This window comes from Pseudomonas sp. R1-7 (assembly GCF_051132105.1).
In the GTDB taxonomy this organism is placed as follows: Bacteria; Pseudomonadota; Gammaproteobacteria; order Pseudomonadales; family Pseudomonadaceae; genus Aquipseudomonas.
The window spans coordinates 981,690-1,003,376 of sequence record NZ_CP071661.1 but is presented as its reverse complement, the minus strand read 5'-3'; the positions used below and the strand labels follow the sequence as shown (position 1 = coordinate 1,003,376).

The following is a 21,687-nucleotide window of genomic DNA, read 5'->3' as shown; positions in this document are numbered from 1 at the left end:
GCTCACCCTCCGCCTACGGCAACTTCACTATAACGGCCTCATCAGAACCTTTGGGCAGCTCTAAAAAACACTTCCACTTCTCTAAAATCTTACGCCATTCCTGCAAGGCAAACCTGCCCTCAGGCTGGCCGATCCAGTCGTCGTTGACCAAGATATCAACTTGCACACCTGAAGCATCCATATTCAGTAGGACATCATTTCCACCTTCAATGACTGATACTTGAACACCCTCCTCAATTGATGTGACAGCCTCCAGCAGTCGAACACAGTTACTTGGAACCTGAGCGATTGCACTTAATACACTGCAAACATAAAGCTCATAGCGTTGCGCATCCTCCTGGCCAGGAGACACCTCAGCCACAGCGTTGTAAACCTGCCCAGCAACCGGGTGAACGCCATCATCAACATAATAAAACTTAAGTTCCATTGCATCTCCCAAATACATTAAGGCTCATACTCTGATAAACCGTCACCCTTGGATAGGTGTACCCTTTAACCTTTACTCCAGAAGGTGTTCTTGAACTCCACTGTGTACCAACAACTGTTTTTGTCGGACTGTTCCAAGCGGCATCAACTTCGGATTTTAGCCGCGCCTCGTCCCACGCTGCAGGGAACATTGTATACGAACTTCCGAAAAGCCGGGAACAGACCACGTTTTCTATATCAGAGAAACGCACAGATAACGTGGTCTGTCCCCGGTTCTGTTTATATGAGAAAACGGGTACGACGGGTTCAACCAGGCAGGTTGGGATAAGAGAGAACCCAGCAGTTAAAAGCTGCAGGGCGAGTTGGCTTTTAGCCTCGACTTGAGACCGGCTAATGGGTGTCCTTTTTTTTCAAATGGCATTAAAAATCTCTAGCCTTGATTTGAGACCGATTAATGGGCGCCTCCTTATTTTCCCTTTTTTACTTCTATCTGCGCTGACAAATATAATCGTTCCTTCTCTCAAACGGCATCCAATCGATCAAACTCCCTAACGAAGCACTCTACCTCAGAAGGCAACTCACAATTAAATTTCCATAATGCCGCAGCGCATACACCTTGCACAAACTCCAACACCTCCAAAACCTCCAAAACCTCCAAAACCTCTATTAATTCTTCAAACTTCACCACCCTTAACTCAGCGATTAGCTTTCTAAGCAAATCAAGCATATAACCCCTACACTCTAAAGAAAATAGCTCTTTATACATTACTGGCTCATTACGTAAAAAGTCTTCTGAAAAAACCATCATTCTAGAAAAGGACTAGAAAAGGGGACAGATTTATTTCCCGATCGGCTTTTGCCTCCCACGGGATCAACCAGGTCCGGATCGCTCCGCATCATCACAGGCTCAGAAAATAAATCTGTCCCCTTTTCTGCAGAGCCTGGAGTAGACTTGTGGGGATCCCTCAGGGTCTGCCCCCGTTTTTCCTCCCCGTTTTTCCACAAAAAACACCACTCAATCAAATGACTCATGTCTTAGCAGGGAAAATTTCATATCCAAAAGGCTGCCAATATTATCAGAACGGATGGTTTTATCGACATAAAGCAAAATTGGATATTCCGAAAATAGCTGCTCCACGGCTTCACCATCAAAAGGATCAACATTCTCTTTGAGAACAAATCCCTCGCCCTCTTCACCGTCAAATCGATAATACCCCCCCCCTTGGTAAGCACTTTCCTTCTCTACAAATGAAAAACCCAAGCATTTTTCCACATTTAATTTCGCCTCTATAAGAGACATATCTTTAATACCATACAGATCATATGCAACCATGTATTAGTTCCTCGGCAAGATAATGCTTGGCGCTCGGCTTATCGCCGAGGTCGTTGAGCCGTAAATCATGAAATTAACATCGCGACCCGCCTGCTTACTTAACTGACTCGCCAAGTCTTCCAAGCCAAGCACTTTCAGATCCCTTGCACTAAGGGGACCGGTACGCGTCGCGCCGCTCCTAAGCCCAATTCCTAGAGAGCTTGCTTTGTCTAATAGCTCTGGACTGGCGAGTGCGATATCAAAATCGCTAGCTCGTCCGACATCAAATGGTTGACCGGTTCGATAGCTTTTGCCAGTTATAGCGCTCCCCTGAAGTATGGGATCGACATTGCTATAACCTGCTTTCAACAAACCATCCCTGACGCTACCGCCAAAAGTTGAAAATTCTTTCGCATCGGCGAAACCGCTAGGTACAAGCCCTTTTGAAGACGCGCTATATAACGAACCACCCAACCCCCATGCATTCAACAGCCCCTGGATACCCCACATGACCCGCTCGGTGTTACTGGCCACTTCCCCCGTGATAGGATTTTCGCCACCTGTGGCCATATAGCCTTGGCAGGCTATACCAGCCAGACCTGCCCCACCACAACCAGCCGTGAACAGTTCATTGGAGACCCCCTGAAGCCGAGCGGTAACGGCAGCATCATCTAACTGCTTTCTCGTTTTTCCATCAACCGCCTGTTCAAATGAGGCAGGCTGTAGAACCCACTCCTCACCTTGATCCGTGGTGATCGTCTTGTCGGTAGCCACGCAAAAGCCGTTTGGTGACGTAGCGCAGGAAATCACATCCCCAGGCGAAGTTGTGTGGACCGTAGCGCGGGTGAAATCGTTATCTTCCGCAAGCACCTCGTTCTTTAGAACGCTATGATTTTTGGCCAGAAGATCCGCGATCTCGCTAGATAGTTTTTGGCAATCAGCTGTTGTCGAGCCTTTACACGACGCCTCGTATTCCCGCTGCAAAACCTGAAGCGACATCCTTCCTATGTCACTCAGATGATTATTCTCGATTGCATTTTTCGCTGTACCCGCTCCAACCGCAGCGTTAAACGCATCCCCTCCAGCAAGCGCGCCGGTAAACCCGCCAGCCAACGTCGACAGCGCCGCGATCGTTTGTTTTTCCGATTCGGTCAGCTCGTCTCTGGATTTGCCCGGGTAAAGCTGACTCGCTATCAGCTCACCAACGGTGGCACCCGCAGCCCCGGCCAGCGCCGAGCCTCCTTGTGCTTTTGCCAGGACCGCACCCAACACGGCATGTGCCATCAGATTCGCTGCATCATCACCTTCGGTCATCTGCTTAACGGCTTGAGCCAGATAAGGCGCAGCCGCGCCTCCCGCCAGTGCTGTGATGTCTCCGGTCAGGATGCCTTGGACGATTCCCGCGACCGCTTGGCTGGCCTTCTGGAAACTACTACCTGTGCCGTAATCGCGCTGAACCTGTTGGCTGATCTGCTCAGGGGTTGGATTAGCCACACCGCCGTCATTCAGCTTCTGCTGCGCAACCTTGTAGGCATCGCTGTTCTTGTCTTGCGCTTCCTTGATTTTTTCAGCAGCGATGGCATTGCTAATCCCCTTCGCCAACTCCACCGAGCTCTTCACCAGCTCAATGCGCTCGTTCATCGCCTCTTCGTCAGGCTTGTCCAAAAGCTCGTTGGCATTCTTCGTATCGCGATTCAGGCCAACCGTGTCCTGTGCACCCTCCGGATTGCGGACAATGATCGTGCCTTCACTCACCGCACTACGTGTATGGCTCTTATCGGACTCGCTTAAAGCAATACCGTACAAGCCCCCCACCGAGGCGGAGGCACCTGCGCCACCGTAGCTTCCGGAAATGCTGATACCTGCCGATTGAGCCTCGATTTCACTGACATTCTTGATATCGCGAGCGATGAGCCGGTCAGTGATCAACAGGTTCTTGTCCGCCGAGGCATCGCTGGCAATCACACCGCCTTCAAGCGTGGTGGTCTTGCCCACGTCAACGGTGTAGCCACCCGCTCCCGCGAACAGGCCGCTCTGGTCCGTGACGCCTTTGTATTCGCTGTTCATGTTGCCAGCGGCCAGGTTGGCCGAGGCGGCTACAGGTGTGCCGTAGCAGAACGGTGGAATGCAGATGCTCGCACCGAAACCGCCGCTGCTTTGCTTGCTTTTCTGGTCCTGGGTGTCCTGGCGGGAAATGATGTTGAGGTTGCCGTCGATCAGCGCGTTGATTTCATCAGCACGAACCTGAGCGCCCGACAGCGTGGTGTCGCCGCCGCTGCGCAATAACAACGAACCGGTATCGACCGTCGTGTTGACCTGCGTGACAGAACTGCCGTTGCCCATGCCTTTGGCAAGCTGGGCGCCGAGGTCCAGGGTGAAGCCGTTTTGCTGGCCGATATTGAAGCTGGCGCCGATAGCGGTCTTGTTGTTGCTGTTGCGATTGGACCAATCAGCCGTGTTCTGTGCGCTTTCCAGGATGATGTCGTTGCTGGCGAGCAGCGATGTGTTGGCCGCTTTGATGCTGCTGCCGATGACATGCAAATCACCATCCTTTTCCGCCGCGTTGCCATTGGCAATGATGGATAAAGTGGTGCCTGCGTTGAGGGTGCTCTGCTTGGCGGTTTGGCTGGCGTAGTCGCTGGTACTTTTGCTATGGGTATTGGCGAGTTCGGTACCGATTTTGATCAACGAACCATTGCTGGCGGTGCCGCCCTGTTTGTCGGCGAAGCCGGTTTTTTGGGCATTTGCATCCGAGGCCATCCCGCCGAGGTTGTAGGCGGCCAGTGCCGCCTGGGCCAGCTTCACGGCTTTGAGCCGAGGATCATCCGCATTCTTCGCGGCTTCGACCGACGAGCGAATAGTCCTGACCGTGTCGATGATCGCACCACCGACGACACGCCCCACGGCCAAGCTGCTGGATTTATCGGCGGTGCTTTGCTTCGCCGTTTCCATGCCCGCAGCGATGGTGACGTTCGAGCCGCGCAGGCTCATGTCCTTGGTGCTGACCAGGTCGCTGGCGATGACGTTGAGGTCGCCACCGGCAACGAGGCTGACGTTGCCTTTGCTGGATCCGATAGTGCTGCCGGTCAGGGTGGTCTGTGACGCGGTGCCGTTGTGTTTCTGGTTGCTGATCGACAGGTGTTGGTTGCCGGTAATGTCGTCGAGGCCCAGGTTGTTGGCAGTTAATACGCCGGTCAGGTCGCGATTTTTCTCCTTGTGCATTTGGATACGGGAGAAGGTGTTTTCTGCCGCGTCGATGGTCAGGTCGCGCCCGGCACGTACCGCTAGGTCATTGGTACTGACGAGTGCAGAACCGGTCACGGTGGCATCGCGTTTGGCGCTGACGGCGATGGTGTCGCCCGAGATCAGGCTACCGACGGCGGTTGTCTGAGTTTCGGCCAACTTGTCCTGGACCTTGCTCGACTTCAAACCGCCCCAACTGCTTTTGCTTTTGCTGCGCTCGTGGCGAGCGCTCTCGGAGTCGGTAACCGCAACAATTTCCACATCATTGCCGGCCCCCAGGCCGACGCTGCCTTTTTCGGAAATCACGTTGCTGCCCTTGATCAGCAGGTCGTTGCCGGCGGTCAGGACGTTGTTGCCTCCGGAGGTAACCGAACTGGCTACGTTGGTGACACTACTGGTCTCATCCAACCGAAACTTCTTCCCGGAAGAAGACTTCTTGGTCTTGCTGTAGAAGCTGTAGTCCGAATCCTCAGCCGATTGCAGCACCAGGTTCGCGCCGGCGACCAGATACGCTTCATCCCCAGCACTCACCCGACTGGCGATCAACCCCAGATCTTTCCCGGCACTCAGCGTCACATTCCCACCCGCCGTCACGCTGGTGGAGACTTGGCTCACATGGTCTTCCTGAGCCGTGACCTTCTTGCTCTTGCCATACGAATGCTGCTCATCCGCCGCAGACGCCAAGGTCAGGTCGCCGATGGCGCTCATGGTGATGTCGCGCTTGGCGTCGATCTGGCTGGCTACAGCGGTGAGGTCGCGGCCGGCGTTGGCGGTCAGGTCGCGGCCTATGTCGAGGCTGGAGCCGTACTGGGTGATGGTTTCGTTTCGATGCGTGCCACGATTGCCGCTGGTGATGCGCTCAGCGGAGACAAGGTTGACGTCGCGGGTGGCGTTGAGGGTGGTGTCGGCTCCGCTTTTGAGCACGCCGCCGACGTTGTTGATGTCACGCCCGGCGCTGATGGTCAGGTTATTCGCGGCTTCGATACGTGAGGCGCTGTCGATGAAATCGGTGCGTTCGCGACGGTAGCCGCTGTCGCTTTCATGGGTGGTGATGGTGCGTTCGTTGATCACGTCGCCACGGGTGGCGGTGAGCGTGACGTCGCGTCCGGCAATGATGCCGCCGGCCTTGTTGACGAGGTTGTTGCCGGCCAGCAGGTCGAGGCGGTTGCCGGCTTCCACCAGGCCGCTGTTGACCAAGTCGTTGGTGGCGGTCGCGGACAGGTTGTTGCTCGCGCGCAGGGTACCGGCATTGTCCAGGTCCTTGCCAGCGATCAGGGTGACGTCGCTGCCCTGGATCAATGCTCCGTTGGCCGCCAGGCGGTTGTTGGCATTGGCCAGGTACAGCACCGGCACCAGGACTTGCTCACCGTTGACCTCGACGTTTTCCATCCAGACGATGTCGTGGGTCAGGGCCGCGACTTGCTCGGAGGTGAGGCTGACGCCCAGGGCCAGGTTGAGCGCCTGCTTGCTGGCGATGGCGTTGTTCATCAGGTACTTGAACATGTCCTCGTTGGAGGTCTGGCCGTCGATGAAGCGCTGGCCGGTGCGGGCGACCACGGCTTGCTGGATCAGGGTCTGCTCATACAACCCGTCGCCCAGGCGCTTGGCGCTCTGGTCGGGGTCGTAGCCGAGGTTTGACAGCAGGTAGTCCGAGCTCATGAATTGCTTGAGGTCGGTGAGTACCGGGTTGGTTTCGATCAGGTATTTGTGCGGATTGGCCGCCACAGTGGAAGCGGGCAGGCCCTGGACGCGGTTGACCGTAAACGCGGTGGTGCGGCCAGGCATGGCGCCGGCCACGGGGGCGCCGCCGGTGCTGGTGTCGAATGTGCTGGCCTGGTCGCCAATATTGGTTGCCTGGCGTGCTGCGATGCTCAGGTCAAGATTGCTGGCGGTAGCTTGCGGGGCGTTACCCGGTTGAAGGTCTCTGGCCTGGACGGCAGGCAGGCCTTGTTGGCGCTGGGCCTGGGTCAGGCTCGCGTTACCCAGCGCCCAGCTTTGCGGGCCGCTGACCGCCGGCACAGCGCCGCTCTGCCCGCTCAGGCGGAACAGGCCGTTCTGGCCGGTGGGCAGGCTGAAACCAGGCAAGGCTACCGGATTGACTTGCTGTTGCGCCAGGTTGGGCGGCAGTTGTTGATTGAGCGTGATGCGGGTGGAATATGCGGTGCCGGAAGCGCCCGTGTTGGTACGTGGACCACTGCCGATGTATGTGTAGCCGGGTCGCACGACACTGTTATTGATGTTGTTCTGCGCGTTGATATTTACGGCGCCGCCGGCCTGGATCACGGCTGCGTAGCTTTGGTCACCGCCGGCGAGTTTTTTGGTGGTGCCCAGGTTCGTGTACTCCATTTCGGTCATGCCGATGAAGTTGGCGATACCTGCTTCCAGACTGCTCAGGTTGTTGACGTCATAACCGGCGCTTTCGAACCAGTATTTGTTGGTGAAGTTACTGGCGGCAGTGTACCAGGCACCCGCATTTCGGGTTCGCTGGGAACGTAACACCCGCGTCGTTTCCGTCTCGCCGGTTTCGACGCCGGTGTTGGTCAAATTGACCAATGAGGCCGTCAGGTTGCCGCCGCTGGCAATGGTGCTGCTCTGGTTCAGCAGGTCGCCGCCGCTCAGGTTGAGGTTGCCACCCGCCGTGATGCTGGAAGCCGCAGTGGCTGCGGTCACTTCGGTTTTTTCGCGTTGCAGCAATTCCCAAACGTGGTTCTGCTTGCCGCTGCAGTCACCCGCGTTGTAACCCTCGATGCAGGGGAGTTCGGTGATTTTCGCGGTGTAGATGCCGCTGCTGCCCATGGTCAGCAGGGTGCGGATGTTCTGGATCGTGCTGGCGGCCAGGCTCATGCTGCCGTCGCTCTGGATCGAGCTGGAACTGTTGACGATGCTGCTGGCCAAGGCGCCCAAGCCATTACGGTCAACGGTGAGATTGCCCAGGCTGTAGATGTTGGCGTCGAGGTTGTTCAGCGTATCGACCCGCAGGCCCATGTCGCTGCCGCTGAAAATCAGCCCCTGGTGGTTCGCCAGCGCACCGGTCGTCACGGTCAAAGCTTGACCACCACCCAACGTCCCAAAGTTGTTGATCCCCGTGGCGCCAATCGTCAGGCGCGCCGCCGAGGTCAAGCGACCGGCATTGTCGAGCTGACCATTAACGCCAATGGTGGTATCGCCGCCTCCCGTTATGCTGGAGCTGACGCTGTTGAGGCTCACTTGTGCCGCGCTGAGGCCAAGCGTCCCCAGGCTGTTGAGACGACCGCCCCCCCAATAGGCACCACCCAGGTCGATTTTCAGGCTGCCATTACTGGCGACCAGACCTTCATTAAACCAATTGACGCCGCCGCCAATGAAGCTGTCGGAAGCCAGTAACTGGCCGCCAGCAGTCTGGGTGAAATGGTTGACATTGACGCTAAGGCGTCCTGCCTGGATGACCCCGCTGTTGGTCCATGTGTCGGTGCTGATAGTCAGACCGCCACGCGTCACCACCGTACCACCGGCTCCGGTGACGTTAGCGGTGGAGATATCAAACGTGCCAGTGCCAACGTGCAGCAAGCTGCCGCCGGTATTGAGGAAACTGGTCGCGCCAAGAGTCAGGTCGGTGTTGGCACTTTCCAACACACCACTGCGGTTATCGAACAACCCACCAATCTGGAAATGGGTCTTGCCGCCCGTACCCAACGCACGGATCTGCCCCGTCTGGTTATCCAGGCTCGCGGCCTTGATCATCAGCGTGCTGTCGCTTTCGATGACGCCCAGGCGGTTGTTCATGGCGCCGGTGAGGTTCAGGTCGATCTGGCTGCCGGCGATCTGGCCGCCGTTGTCGCCGCTGTTATCTAAATTGTTGGCGGTAACGTTGACTTTGCCTTTGGCGTAGAGGCCGCCGTTGCGGTTGTCGAGGTTGCCGGTGGTGATGACGGCATCGCCGGTTTGCGCCGAGATGCGTCCGCCGTAATTGTCCAAGCCGCCCAATGCGATCAGGTTCAGGCGCTGGGCCTGGGTGATGCCGCCCTGGCGGTTGTTGTTCAGGTCGTAGCCGTTTTTCAGCACGCCGCTCAGGTCGGTCTTCAGCAGTCCTTGCAAGCTGGCGAGCACGCCGCCGCGGTTGTCGAGGTTGCGCGCTTCAATGGTCAGGTCGCCGGCCTTGGCCTGGATGCGGCCGCTCTGGTTGTCGATGTCTTGGTCGACGACCAGGGTCAGGTTGCCCTGGCTTTGTACGGTGCCCTTGCCGTTGGCGAGGCTGTTGGCGTCGATTTGCACGGCACCGTTTTGACTGTAGATCAGGCCGTCGGCGCTGTTCTGCACCGCACCGGAGGCGGTCAGAACGAGTGCGTCATTGGCCGCGACGGTGCCACGATTGCGGTTGTCCAGGCCGCCGATGAGCAAGGTCAGCAGGCTTTGGCTGGCGATCTGGCCGCCCTGGTTGTCGAGCTGCGTGGCGCGCTCGACCCGCAGCGGCCCGGTGCTGGCAAGTTTGCCGTTGGTGTTGGTCAGGGCGCCGAGCAGGTCCAGGGTCACGGCGGCGTTGCCGATCAGTGTGCCGCCGGTGTTGTCCAGGGTGGTTCCGGTGAAGGTCAGCGCTTGTTGCGCGTTGACGGTGCCGCCGGCGTTGCCCAGGGTCATGGCGTTCATGACCAGGGTCGCGGCGCTGCCGATCAAGCCGCCTTGGGCGTTGTTCAGCAAACCGCCGGTGACGGTCAAGGTCTGGTCGGCACCGCTGGACAGAATCCCGCCGCGGTTGTCGACGCTGGCCGCGGTGACGGTGAGTTTTTTCTTGCCGGCCAACGCACCGTCAGCACTGTTGAGCAGCGCGCCGCTCAAGGTCACGCTGACGTCTTCGTCGCGGCTCGACAGCGTGCCGGCGTTGCGGTTGTCCAGGCTCGTGGCGCTCAGGTCGAGGCCTTTGAAACCGGACATCAGGCCGCCCTGGTTGATGACGTCGCGGGCCTTCACGGTCAGCAAACCGTTGCTGATGAGTTTGCCGGCGCTGTTATTGAGATTGCGAGCCGTCAGGTCGAGGTTCTGGCTGCTGGAAATTTCGCCGCCCTGGTTGTCCAGGTCCCGCAGGTGCTGGAGGCTGAGTACGCCGGCGGTGGTGATCAGGCCGGCGCTGTTGTTCAGATCCCCGGTAGCGGCACCGAAGTCGATCGCAATGGTGCTGCCCAGCAACGAACCCTGGTGGTTGTTCAAATTGCGGGTGCTGACGGTCAAGGCATCAGTGGCGTTGATCAAGCCTTGATTCTGGTTGATCAGCGGGCCGGCCAGTTTCAGGTCGAGGTTGGCGCGACTGGTCAGGGTGCCGGCGCTGTTGTCCAGGCTGGCGGCCTCGACGTCCAACGCGGCGGCGGCGATCAGGCCCTTGAGGTTGGTCAGCGCGTTATCGATGCGCAGGGTCAGGGCCTGGTTGCTCAACAACTTGCCGTTGTCGTTGTTCAGGTTTTGCGCGGCCAGGGTGAATGCCTGGGCGCTGGAGATTTCGCCGCCGGCGTTGTTGACGCCCTTGAGGTTTTTCAGCATCAGCAAGGGGGCGCTGATCAAGCCGTTCTGGTTGTTCAGTTGCCCTTGGTTCAGGTCAAGGCTCAGCGACGTGTTGCTAAAGAGCTGGCCGCCCTGCTGGTCAAGGCCGGTGACGCTGGCGATCAGCGCGCCGCTGCTGGCGATGCGGCCACCGTCCTGGTTGGTCAATTGTTGGGTGGTGAGGTCAAGGTTGGCGCCGCTGCTCAGGCGTCCGGCCTGGCTGTTGTCGAGCGCCCCGGTCTCGAGGAGCACCGCCTGCTTGGCGCTGATGCTGCCTTGGTTGCGGTTGTCCAGGCTTGCGCTTTTGAGGGTGAGACCGGCATCGGTGACGATGCCGCCGCCCTGGTTGAGCAAGGCGTTATCAAGCGTGAGCGTCAGTGCCCCAGCACTGGAAACGCTGCCCAGGGTATTGGTGAGGCTGGCGGCGGTAACGCCGAGCGCCCCTTCGGCGCTCAAGGCGCCCTTGATGTTGTTCAGGTCGCCGTCGAGGTGCGCGGTGAGGTCCTTTTGGGTCAGCAGCGAGCCGCCGCTGTTATCCAGCGTCTCGCCGGTCAAGGTCAGTCCGGTCTTGCCGGACAGCAGGCCCTTGGTGCGGTTGAGCACTTCCTGCACCGTCAGGGCCAACGCGCCGTTGGCGATGACTAGGCCGCCGTCGCTGTTGTCCAGCGCGTCGCCTGTTAAAGCAACATCGCCGTGGCCGGACAGTTCGCCGCCACGGTTGTCGATCGAACCGACGTTTAGCGTCAGCGTGTCGGTCGCCCCGACCAGCCCTGCGGCGCGGTTGTCCAGCGAGGCGCCGGTCAGCGTCAATCCGCCGAGGGCGATCATCTGCCCGCCCTGGTTGTTCACACTGTCGATAGCGGCCGTGACGTTGGCTTTGCCGGCGATCTGGCCGGCGCTGTTGTCGAGGTGGGTGGCCTCGATGTGCAGGTCACCGTCAGCAATGATCGCGGCGTCCCGATTGGTCAGTTGACCGTCCACGGTCATGACCAGCGCGCCACGGCTGCTGACCAAGCCATTGGTGTTGTCCAGGCTGGCGCTGTGGGTGTCGATGGACTGGGCGGAAACCAGCCCTTTGATAATGTTGAGCGCCTGGTCGATCCGCAGGGTCAGCGCCTGGTTGCTGATCAGCTTGCCGTCGCGGTTGTCGAGGTTGCGGGCCGCCAGCGTGAAGGCCTGGGCACTGGACATCTCGCCGCCACGGTTGTCCACGTCCTTTAGGTTCTTCAGCACCAGGACCGGTGCGTTGATCACGCCCTTGAGGTTGTTCAACTGGCCGTTGTTAAGGTCCAGGGTCAAGGCTGTCTTGCTGAACAGTTCACCGCCCTGCTGATCCAGGCCGGTGACCCTTGCAGTCAGCGCCTTGTCACTGGCGATGCGGCTGGCGGCGCCGTTGTTGACCTGGGTGGCGGTGAGATCAAGGGTGTCACCACTGACCAGGTAGCCACCGGCAGTGTTGTCGAACGTGCCAGTGGTCACGTGGGTGGCGCCTTTGGCGCTGAGCAGGCCGTCGCCGTGGTTATCCAGGCTGTGGCTGCTGACGGTCAGGCCGGCATCGGTGGTGATGGCGCCGCCGACGTTGATCAACGCATTGTCCAGGCGAATATCCAAACCCTGGCGGGCGACCAGATTGGCGCCGCTGTTGTCCAGGCTTTTGCCCTCGACGGTGGTGACGCCGGTACTGAATAGCAGGCCTTTGGTCTGGTTGATGATGGCCGCGACTTTCAGGCCCAGATCAGTGCCGGCGAGGACCTTGCCGTTGTCGCTGTTGTCCAGGCGTTGGCCGGCGATGTTGATATCGGCGGTACTGGAGATTTCGCCGCCTCGATTGTCCAGCGCGTCGATGTCGAGTTTCAGTGCGTTGGTCGCGCCAACCAATCCGCCGCGGTTATTCAGGTCCTGGCCGCTGACGGTGAGCAGGCCTTGGGCGACCAGTTCGCCGCCCTGGTTGTTCAGGTGCGAGACGTTCGCGGTGAGGTCGGTTTTGCTGGAGATTCGTCCGCCGCTGTTGTCGATGTCAGTTACCTGCAAATGCACAGGGCCGGCGGCACTGAGCAGGCCGCCGCGATTATCCAATTGCGAGCCATCGACACGCAGCCCCGCCTGGCTGCTGAGCAAGCCTTGCTCGCGGTTATCGAGCCTGGCGACTGTCAGTTGCAGGTCTTTGACGGATTGGACCCTGCCGCCGCGATTGTCCAGGCTGCCCGCTTGGACATCCGTCGAGCCCTTGGCGCCGAGGCTGCCTTGCCGGTTGTCGAACAGACCGCTGATACGCGTGGTCAGGCTGCCATCGCTGACCAGGCTACCCTGGAGGGTGTTGTCGAGACTGGCGGCGGTGACGGTCAAGCTCTTGCCGGAACCCAACACCCCGTTCCGGTTGTTCGGGGCACCGATCAACCCGATGTTCAGCGCCACGTCGCCAGTGAGCAGGCCGTCGCTATTGTCCAGCATGGTGCCGGTGACTTGAGTGGTGGCGGCGCTGGAGACTTCGCCGTCGTGGTTATCCAACTGCCTAACATCAACCGTCAGGCTACCGTTGCTGCTGACCACGCCCTGCGTGTTGAGCAGCTTGTCAGCGGTGACGTCCAGCGCGCCGTTGCTCAGCACGCGGCCCTTGTTCTGGTTATCCAGCGTCCCGGCTTTTACCGTGGCGGCCTGCCCGGCGCTGAGGGTCCCGCCCTGGTTGTTCAGCGTCTGCGTAACATTGGCCGTCAGATTGCGGCTGGCGATCACGCTCTTGCCGTTGTTGTTCAGGTTTTGCGCCGTAAGGCTCACATCGCCCGCAGCGTTACGCGTGTTATCCGCGTTCACCCCGGCTTCGATAATGCCGTTGTTGCTCAACTGCCCACCGGCATTCAACGTGATGCTATCCCGCGCCGCGAGGGTTTGTTGGTTAGTCAGGTTGCCCTGGGTCTGGGCGTTCAGGGTCGTGCCGGCATAAACCGGTCCCTGCACATCAAGACTCGCAGCCCTGACATTAACCGCCCCGCTGGCCGAGGTATCAACCATACTCAAACGCCCATTGGCATCGAGCTGAATATCACCACCACTGGCAATCAACTTGCCGTCCAGTTTCACCCCGACGCCGGCCTCGGTGCCGACCAACTTGATCGCCCCGGCATACATCCCACCCAACGCCGAAGAGTCGATCGCCAGTTCCGGCTTGGTGCTGCCGTCATCGGCGCGAGCGGTGGCGCTCAAAGTCTCTGCATTGACGTCGTTGCGCCCGGCCACGATCGTCAGGTTCTTCGCCTGGATCTCGGCGTTGATCTTGGCGCTGCGGGTGATGATTTCGAAGTGATCAACGTTGTTCGCATTGAGGCCCGCGCCTTCGATGGCGACGCTGCCCTGGTCGACCTGGTAGCGATCCAACCGACCGTTTTCCACCACCGGTTTGCCGGTGCTCAAGGTCACTTTCGGGCTGTTGATGAAGCCGCAGCCGTTGCAGCTGATGCCATACGGGTTGGCGACGATGACATGGGCCGATTGCCCCGCCACTTCGGTGTAGCCGCGCAGTTGGCTGGGGTTGCCGCCGTTGACTTCGTTGAGGATGGTTTGCGCGGCGGCGCCTTGGAGGTTCGGGTTGCCGAGGATGATCCCGCCCAGTTGCGTGGACTGCGTACGGGACGTGGCGTTGTTGAGGATCACGCCGTTGCTGTCGACGTTGTAGTCCTTGAACTGGTTGTGGGACAGACCGTTGGCATTGGGCTTGGCGATGTTGACGATGGGCACGCCATTGCCCGCCCGGTCGAGGCCGGTGCCGGGCGCGCTGACCACGATGCCCTCGGCCTGGGCCCACATGGGTTGCCAGAACATGACGTTGGCCAGCAAAAACGCCAGGCCGCGCTTGGGCATGCCGAGGAACCGCTCGCGGTTTTTCAGGGCAGCAGAAGGTTGGCGGGCCAGGAAGGCGTATTGGCGGTCGTCCATGATCGGGTCTCGTTGCAGCGCAATTTAAAAGGAGGTCATCCGTGCAGGCCGGTGGCCGAAAAGCCAGACACGACCTCGTTCACAAGGCAAGGAAGACGTTCGTCATCCTCTGCCCACAAAGCAATATCAAAATAGTGGCGCGATACTAGATAGCCATTATTCCGGCGTCAATTAAATATTGCCGAGAAATTCGGTATGCCCAAACCCAGGGGTGCCCCTTACTTTTGGATATTTCCTACATCCCAGTCCCAACCGCTAGTCTTCGGAAAAACCTTCGTCACGCCCCAAGGGATTTCATGGACAGAACCACTTTAAAGCCCCTCTTACTCGCGTTCGCGTTGATCAGCGCAGCGCCATTGGCCCAAGCCGCCACTACCCTGGTCTACTGCTCCGAAGCCAGCCCCGCCGGGTTCGATCCCAGCCAATACACCAGCGGCACCGACTTCGATGCCTCGGCCGAAACCGTCTTCAACCGCCTCACCCAGTTCAAGCGCGGTGGCACCGAGGTCGAGCCCGGTTTGGCGACCCGTTGGGACGTCTCCGCCGATGGCCTGGCCTACACCTTCCACCTACGCGAGGGTGTGAAATTTCATACAACCGAGTTCTTCACCCCGAGCCGCGACTTCAACGCCGATGATGTGCTGTTCACTTTCCAACGCCTGCTGGACCCACAGCACCCGTTCCGCCAGGCCTACCCCACCGAATCCCCGTACTTCACTGACATGGGGCTGAACACCACGATCAAGACTGTCGAGAAGGTTGATGACCGCACCGTGCGTTTCAACCTGAATAACGTCGATGCGGCTTTTGTGCAGAACCTGGCGATGAGTTTTGCCTCGGTGCAATCCGCTGAGTACGCGGCTCAGTTGTTGAAGGAAGGCAGGGCCGGCGACCTGAATCAGAAACCCGTCGGAACCGGGCCGTTCGTGTTCAAGCGTTACCAGAAGGATTCGCAGATCCGCTACACCGCCAACACCGCGTACTGGAAACCGGAGGACGTGAAGCTCGACAACCTGATTTTTTCCATCACTCCGGACGCCGCCGTGCGCCTGCAGAAGCTCAAGCGCGGCGAATGCCAGGTCAGCGGTTATCCGCGCCCGGCCGATATCGAGGTAATGGAGCAAGACCCGAACCTGCGGGTGCTCAGGCAGCCCGGTTTCAATCTCGGTTTCCTGGCCTACAACGTGACGCACCCGCCGCTGGACCAGCTCAAGGTCCGTCAGGCGCTGGACATGGCCATCGACAAACCGGCGATCATCAAAGCGGTGTACCAGGGCGCGGGGCAACTGGCGCAGAACGCCTTGCCGCCGGCGCAATGGTCGTTCGACCCGGCGATCCAGGACGCGCCCCATGACGTGACCAAGGCCAAGTTGCTCCTGAAAGAAGCCGGGGTTGCGCCCGGTACTACCATTGATTTATGGGCGATGACGGTGCAGCGCGCCTCCAACCCCAACGCACGAATGTCGGCGCAAATGATCCAGCAGGATTGGGCCAGGATCGGCATCAAGGCCAACATCGTCAGCTACGAATGGGGCGAATACATCAAGCGCGCCAAGAACGGTGAGCATGACGCGATGATCTATGGCTGGACCGGCGACAACGGTGACCCGGACAACTGGCTCGGCGTGCTTTATAGCTGCGCGGCGGTCAAGGGCAGCAACTACGCCAAGTGGTGCGACCCGGCCTACGACCGGTTGATCCAGCAGGCCAAGGTCGCGACCGACCGCAAGAAACGGATCGATCTGTACCGGCAGGCGCAGAAAATCCTCAAGCAACAAGTGCCCATCACGCCCATTGCCAACTCAACGGTGTTCCAGCCGATACGCAAGGAAGTGGTGGATTTCAAACTCAGCCCATTTGGCCTTACACCCTTCTATGGCGTGGGTTTGAACAAGTAAAACCCGCCCCATGGCGGTGCGTCGCAGCCCTGCGCCGCACCGCCAACGGGCGCCGTTTGCCCCAAAAAAACCGGCGCAAACGGTCAAATGCGTCAAAAGTTATAAAGATGCGACATTAAGGTACGTTCGTTCCACTGTTTCAAGCTTGAAACCGCTCTGGATCTTGCATTGGGTATGGGGCCTGCATAAGTATCCGCAGGACGACTCACGAGGTCGCCCTCAAATCCAAAAATGACAACAAATCATGAGGCCAACATGCTTAAACACGCGGTCATTCCGTTTTTAGTCGGCGCAGGCTTGTTAGCCAGCGCTCCTTTCGCTTCCGCCGCGACTAACCTGGTGTTCTGCTCCGAAGGCAGCCCGGCCGGTTTCGACCCTGGTCAGTACACCACCGGAACCGACTTCGACGCCTCTGCAGAAACCATGTTCAACCGCCTGACCCAGTTTGAGCGCGGCGGCACCGCCGTGATTCCTGGCCTGGCCACAAAGTGGGACATTTCCGAAGACGGCCTCACGTATACCTTCCACCTGCGTGAAGGCGTCAAGTTCCACACCACCCCGTATTTCAAGCCGACTCGTGAGTTCAATGCCGACGACGTGCTGTTCACGTTCAACCGCATGATCAACAAGGACGACCCGTTCCGTAAGGCCTACCCAACAGAATTCCCGTACTTCACCGACATGGGGATGGACACCAACATCACCAAGATCGATAAAGTCGACGACCACACCGTCAAGTTCACCTTGAAAGATGTCGACGCCGCGTTCATCCAGAACATGGCCATGAGCTTCGCCTCGATCCAGTCCGCCGAGTACGCCGCCCAGTTGCTCAAGGACGGCAAGGCCCCGGACATCAACCAGAAGCCGGTCGGCACTGGCCCGTTCGTGTTCAAGAGCTACCAGAAAGATTCCAACATCCGCTACACCGGCAACAAGGATTACTGGAAGCCTGAGGACGTGAAGATCGACAACCTGATCTTCGCCATCACCACCGACCCGTCGGTGCGTATCCAGAAGCTGAAGAAAAACGAGTGCCAAGTCACCCTCTTCCCTCGCCCGGCCGACCTCAAGGCGCTGAAGGAAGACAAAGCGCTGAAGATGCCTGACCAGGCGGGTTTCAACCTGGGCTACATCGCCTACAACGTCATGGACAAGATCAAGGGCAGCAACGAGCCGAACGTGCTGGCTGACCTGAAAGTCCGCCAGGCACTGGACATGGCGGTCAACAAGCCGCAGATCATCGACTCGGTCTACCAGGGCGCCGGCCAGCTGGCCGTCAACGCCATGCCGCCAACCCAATGGTCCTACGACACCACCATCAAGGACGCCAAGTACGACCCCGAGAAAGCCAAAGAGCTGCTCAAGGAAGCCGGCGTCAAGGAAGGCACCAACATCACCCTGTGGGCGATGCCGGTGCAGCGTCCATACAACCCGAACGCCAAGTTGATGGCCGAGATGCTGCAGTCCGATTGGAAGAAAATCGGCCTGAACGTCAACATCGTCAGCTACGAGTGGGGCGAGTACATCAAGCGTTCCAAAGGTGGCGAGAACCAAGCCATGATCATTGGCTGGAGCGGTGACAACGGTGACCCGGACAACTGGCTCAACGTGCTGTTCGGCTGCGACTCGCTGGCCGGCAACAACTTCTCGAAATGGTGCGACAAGAAATTCGACGGCCTCGTGAAAGACGCCAAGCGTACTACCGACCAGGCCAAGCGCACCGAACTCTACAAACAGGCGCAACACGTCCTCAAGGATGCTGTGCCGATGACACCTATCGCTCACTCGACGGTGTACCAACCCATGCGCGCCAACGTGCAGGACTTCAAGATCAGCCCCTTTGGCTTGAACTCCTTCTACGGCGTCAGCGTCAGCAAATAAGCTCCAGAATCGGCGGCGTTTCCTAACGTCGCCGATTTTTTTGGGCTGATGTATCGGAATCTTCCTACGCAGGACCCCGATATCTCACACGGCAGAAGGTAAAGGCGCGTTGCCTTTTCCTACAAGTCTTTAGGACTCAGCGCATTTACTGCCAGACCGACGGTCCCTACCGTCAGGGCTGACAGTATTTGCATGAGTTCTCGGTCTGCCATACGCATGGTTTGGACTCAATGCAGCCATCGAATCCTGGAAGGGATCGGGGCGCATTGCACAACACTACAAGAGGGAGCGTCATGCGCCATACCTTGGTTTTATCCGCATTGCTGGGCACCGGCCTGCTGGCCGCCACATCCGCAGCCCAGGCCGCCGGTGGCAGTCTGGTGTTCTGTTCCGAGGGCAGCCCCGCCGGTTTCGACACGGCGCAATACACCACCGCCACCGACAACGACGCCGCCGAGCCGCTGTATAACCGCCTGGCCGAGTTTGAAAAAGGCGCGACCAATGTCGTCCCAGGCCTGGCAACGAGGTGGGACATTTCCGAAGACGGCTTGAAATACACTTTCCACCTACGCGAAGGGGTGAAGTTTCATACAACTGATTACTTCACGCCGACCCGGGACTTCAACGCCGACGACGTGCTCTTCACCTTCAACCGCATGCTTGACCCACAGCATCCGTTTCGCAAGGCCTACCCCACCGAGTTCCCGTACTTCAACGGCATGAGCCTGAACAAGAACATCGCCAAGGTTGAAGCGACCGGGCCGCTGACCGTGGTCATGACCCTCAACAGCGTCGACGCCGCGTTCATCCAGAACATCGCCATGAGCTTCGCCTCGATCCTTTCAGCCGAGTATGCGGATCAGTTGCTCAAGAGCGGCAAGCCGAGCGACATCAACCAGAAGCCGATCGGCACCGGGCCGTTCGAGTTCAAGAGCTACCAGAAAGACTCCAACATCCGCTACGTCGCCAACGATAAGTACTGGGCGCCGGAACGGGTGAAGCTGAAGAACCTGATTTTCTCCATCAACACCGACGCGTCGGTGCGGGTGCAGAAGCTCAAGGCCAACGAATGCCAGGTCACCCTGCATCCGCGTCCGGCCGACGTGCCGGCCTTGAAGAACGATCCCAAGCTGCAGCTGATCGAGAAGCCGGGCTTCAACCTCGGCTACATCGCTTATAACACCCGCCACAAGCCGTTCGACCAGGTCGAAGTGCGCCGTGCGCTGGACATGGCGGTGAACAAGCAAGGCATTCTCAACGCCGTGTACCAGGGCGCGGGGCAACTGGCGCAGAACGCCATGCCACCGACCCAATGGTCCTACGATGAGACCATCAAGGACACGCCTTACAACCCGGAAAAAGCCAAGGAGTTGCTCAAGGCCGCCGGGGTCAAGGAAGGCACCGAAATCACCCTCTGGGCCATGCCCGTGCAACGTCCGTACAACCCCAACGCCAAGTTGATGGCCGAGATGCTCCAGGCGGATTGGGCGAAGATCGGCCTGAAGGTGAAGATCGTCAGCTACGAATGGGGCGAGTACATCAAGCGCACCAAGAACGGCGAGCACGACATCAGCCTGATCGGTTGGACCGGAGACAACGGGGACCCGGACAACTGGCTGGGCACGCTCTACAGCTGTGACGCCATCGGCGGCAACAACTACTCCATGTGGTGTGACCAGGATTACGACAAGCTGATCAAGCAGGCCAAGGTCGTTACCGACCGCGACCAGCGCACCGTGCTCTACAAACAGGCCCAGCAATTGCTCAAGCAGCAAGTGCCGATCACCCCTGTTGCCCACTCGACGGTCAACCAGCCGCTGAGTGCCAAAGTCGAAGGGTTCAAAGTCAGCCCCTTCGGTCGCAACGTCTTCTCGGGCGTCAGCCTGAACCCATAACCGTCTAGCCACGCAGCGCGGGCTTCCTTTGGAAGCCCCACGCCGACGTCTTGCCGTAATTCGCCGATTTGGCGCCAAGCAAACGTTTGCAACCTGCGAATGAGTTGAAACCCGATAGCCGATTCACCAAAAAGATCGGCATAAAAAAGAAAGAAAAAGGAGCGTTACCAATGAAACTGAGCAGCACCGCAATACTGGCCTTGGCCATCAGCAGCGTTACGGCCACGGCTTACGCAGAATCTGTCAGTCAGGAATTCGTTCCTACCGCGCTGGCCGACAGCAGCGCCCAAAGCGAAGCAAAAGGCTTCATCGACGGCCAGAGCCTGGGGGGCACGACTCGTAACTGGTACTCCAACGAGTTGAAACGCCGCAATGACCGCTTCAGCTACAAGCCAAACAGCGTGAAGAATGACCCTTCCGTACCGGCCACCCCCATTTCCCGTCGTATCAACTGGGTCCAAGGCACCATCGTCAACTACACGTCGGGCTTCACCCAAGGCACCGTCGGCGTCAGCACCGAAGTGGCCGCCTACAACGCCGTCGTTCTGGACCAGGACCGCAAGCACATTGCCGGTGGCTCCAACCGTACCCTGGCAGACTCCAACGGCGATGCCGTGGATCAGTGGAGCAAGCTGGGCCTGGCCAACGTCAAATTCCGCGCATCGAACACGACGCTGACTGCGGGTCGCCAGAACTTCAGTACGCCAATCATCGACGTTATCGGTAACCGTGCACTGCCTTCGAGCTTCGAGGGGATCAGCCTGCACAGTGAAGAATTCAACAACCTGTCGTTCGACCTGGCCGGTTTCGATCGCGTTTCGCCGCGGACCGAGCAGAGCCTGTCGAAATTCCGCTCCGAGTATTCCGCCACTGGCGTGGAAACCGACAAGGTCTACACCGCCGGCGTGAATTACCAGCCGTTCAAGAGCCTGAAAACCAGCCTGTATGGCGCCAAGGTAGAAGATTTCTGGAACCAGTATTACTTCGGCGCCACCCACGAACTGGGTGATAGCCAGGTACTCAGCCTGACCACCAGCCTGAACTACTACAAAACCGTCGACGAAGGCAAAAAGCTGATGGGGGATATCGACAACGATACCTACTCCCTGTCCCTGGGCCTTGCTCACCAGGCTCACAGCCTGACCTTCTCCTATCAGGAAGTGAACGGCGACGAGTACTTCGACTACTTGCACGAAACCAACGGCATCTACCTGGCCAACTCCTTGCTGTCGGACTTCAACAGCCCGAACGAGAAATCGTTCCAGATCGCCTACGGCCTGAACATGGCCGAGTACGGCGTGCCAGGCCTGAAGTTCAACATCTACCAGGCGCGTGGCTGGGGCATCGACGGCACGCATTACCGTGGCACGGCCTACACCGATCCAAGCAGCCAGCGCGGCAATTTGAGCCTGATGGATGGCGAAACTCACTACGAATACGGTGTCGGCGCTTCCTATGCCGTGCAGAGCGGCCCGCTCAAGGCCACCGCGATTCGCGCCACCTACACCACTCACCGCGCCAGCGAAAACCAGGCTGATGGCAACATCAACGAATTCCGCCTGGTCACCACCATTCCGTTCAACATTCTCTAACC

The 21,687-nt window shown here is 58.8% G+C and carries 9 protein-coding genes; 4 read left to right on the top strand and 5 right to left on the bottom strand.

Annotated features, from left to right (window positions below):
- Window positions 1–13: 13 nt before the first annotated feature.
- The 5 genes from J3P79_RS04335 to J3P79_RS04315 form a co-directional block, all read right to left on the bottom strand.
- Window positions 14–427: a hypothetical protein gene (locus J3P79_RS04335; protein WP_434608433.1), complete on the bottom strand. Its 414-nt coding sequence runs from the start codon at window positions 425–427 to the stop codon at window positions 14–16.
- Window positions 417–617 (bottom strand): EndoU domain-containing protein, encoded by a 201-nt coding sequence (locus J3P79_RS04330; protein WP_434608431.1) that lies wholly within the window; start codon window positions 615–617, stop codon window positions 417–419. Before J3P79_RS04330 ends, J3P79_RS04335 begins: the two co-directional genes overlap by 11 nt.
- Window positions 618–946: 329 nt before the next feature.
- On the bottom strand, window positions 947–1,192 hold the full coding sequence (locus tag J3P79_RS04325) for a hypothetical protein (protein ID WP_434608429.1): 246 nt from the start codon (window positions 1,190–1,192) through the stop codon (window positions 947–949).
- Window positions 1,193–1,441: 249 nt separating this feature from the next.
- Window positions 1,442–1,759 carry a hypothetical protein gene (locus J3P79_RS04320; RefSeq protein WP_434608427.1) on the bottom strand — a complete coding sequence of 106 codons (318 nt, stop codon included), beginning with the start codon at window positions 1,757–1,759 and terminating at the stop codon, window positions 1,442–1,444.
- A gap of 3 nt (window positions 1,760–1,762) precedes the next feature.
- The gene (locus J3P79_RS04315; RefSeq protein WP_434608425.1) at window positions 1,763–14,419 is read right to left on the bottom strand and encodes a hemagglutinin repeat-containing protein; all 12,657 of its coding nucleotides are present in this window, start codon (window positions 14,417–14,419) and stop codon (window positions 1,763–1,765) included.
- Between the two features lie 296 nt (window positions 14,420–14,715).
- Here J3P79_RS04315 and J3P79_RS04310 point away from each other — a divergent pair, with 296 nt between their 5' ends.
- From J3P79_RS04310 to J3P79_RS04295, 4 genes are all read left to right on the top strand, one after another.
- Window positions 14,716–16,317: an ABC transporter substrate-binding protein gene (locus tag J3P79_RS04310; protein ID WP_434608423.1), complete on the top strand. Its 1,602-nt coding sequence runs from the start codon at window positions 14,716–14,718 to the stop codon at window positions 16,315–16,317.
- A 255-nt stretch (window positions 16,318–16,572) separates the two neighbouring features.
- A complete protein-coding gene (locus tag J3P79_RS04305; protein WP_434608421.1) occupies window positions 16,573–18,198 on the top strand; it encodes an ABC transporter substrate-binding protein in 1,626 nt (541 codons plus the stop codon).
- A 293-nt stretch (window positions 18,199–18,491) separates the two neighbouring features.
- Window positions 18,492–20,093 (top strand): ABC transporter substrate-binding protein, encoded by a 1,602-nt coding sequence (locus J3P79_RS04300; RefSeq protein WP_434608419.1) that lies wholly within the window; start codon window positions 18,492–18,494, stop codon window positions 20,091–20,093.
- Between the two features lie 170 nt (window positions 20,094–20,263).
- Window positions 20,264–21,685 (top strand): OprD family porin, encoded by a 1,422-nt coding sequence (locus tag J3P79_RS04295; RefSeq protein ID WP_434608417.1) that lies wholly within the window; start codon window positions 20,264–20,266, stop codon window positions 21,683–21,685.
- Window positions 21,686–21,687 lie beyond the last annotated feature (2 nt).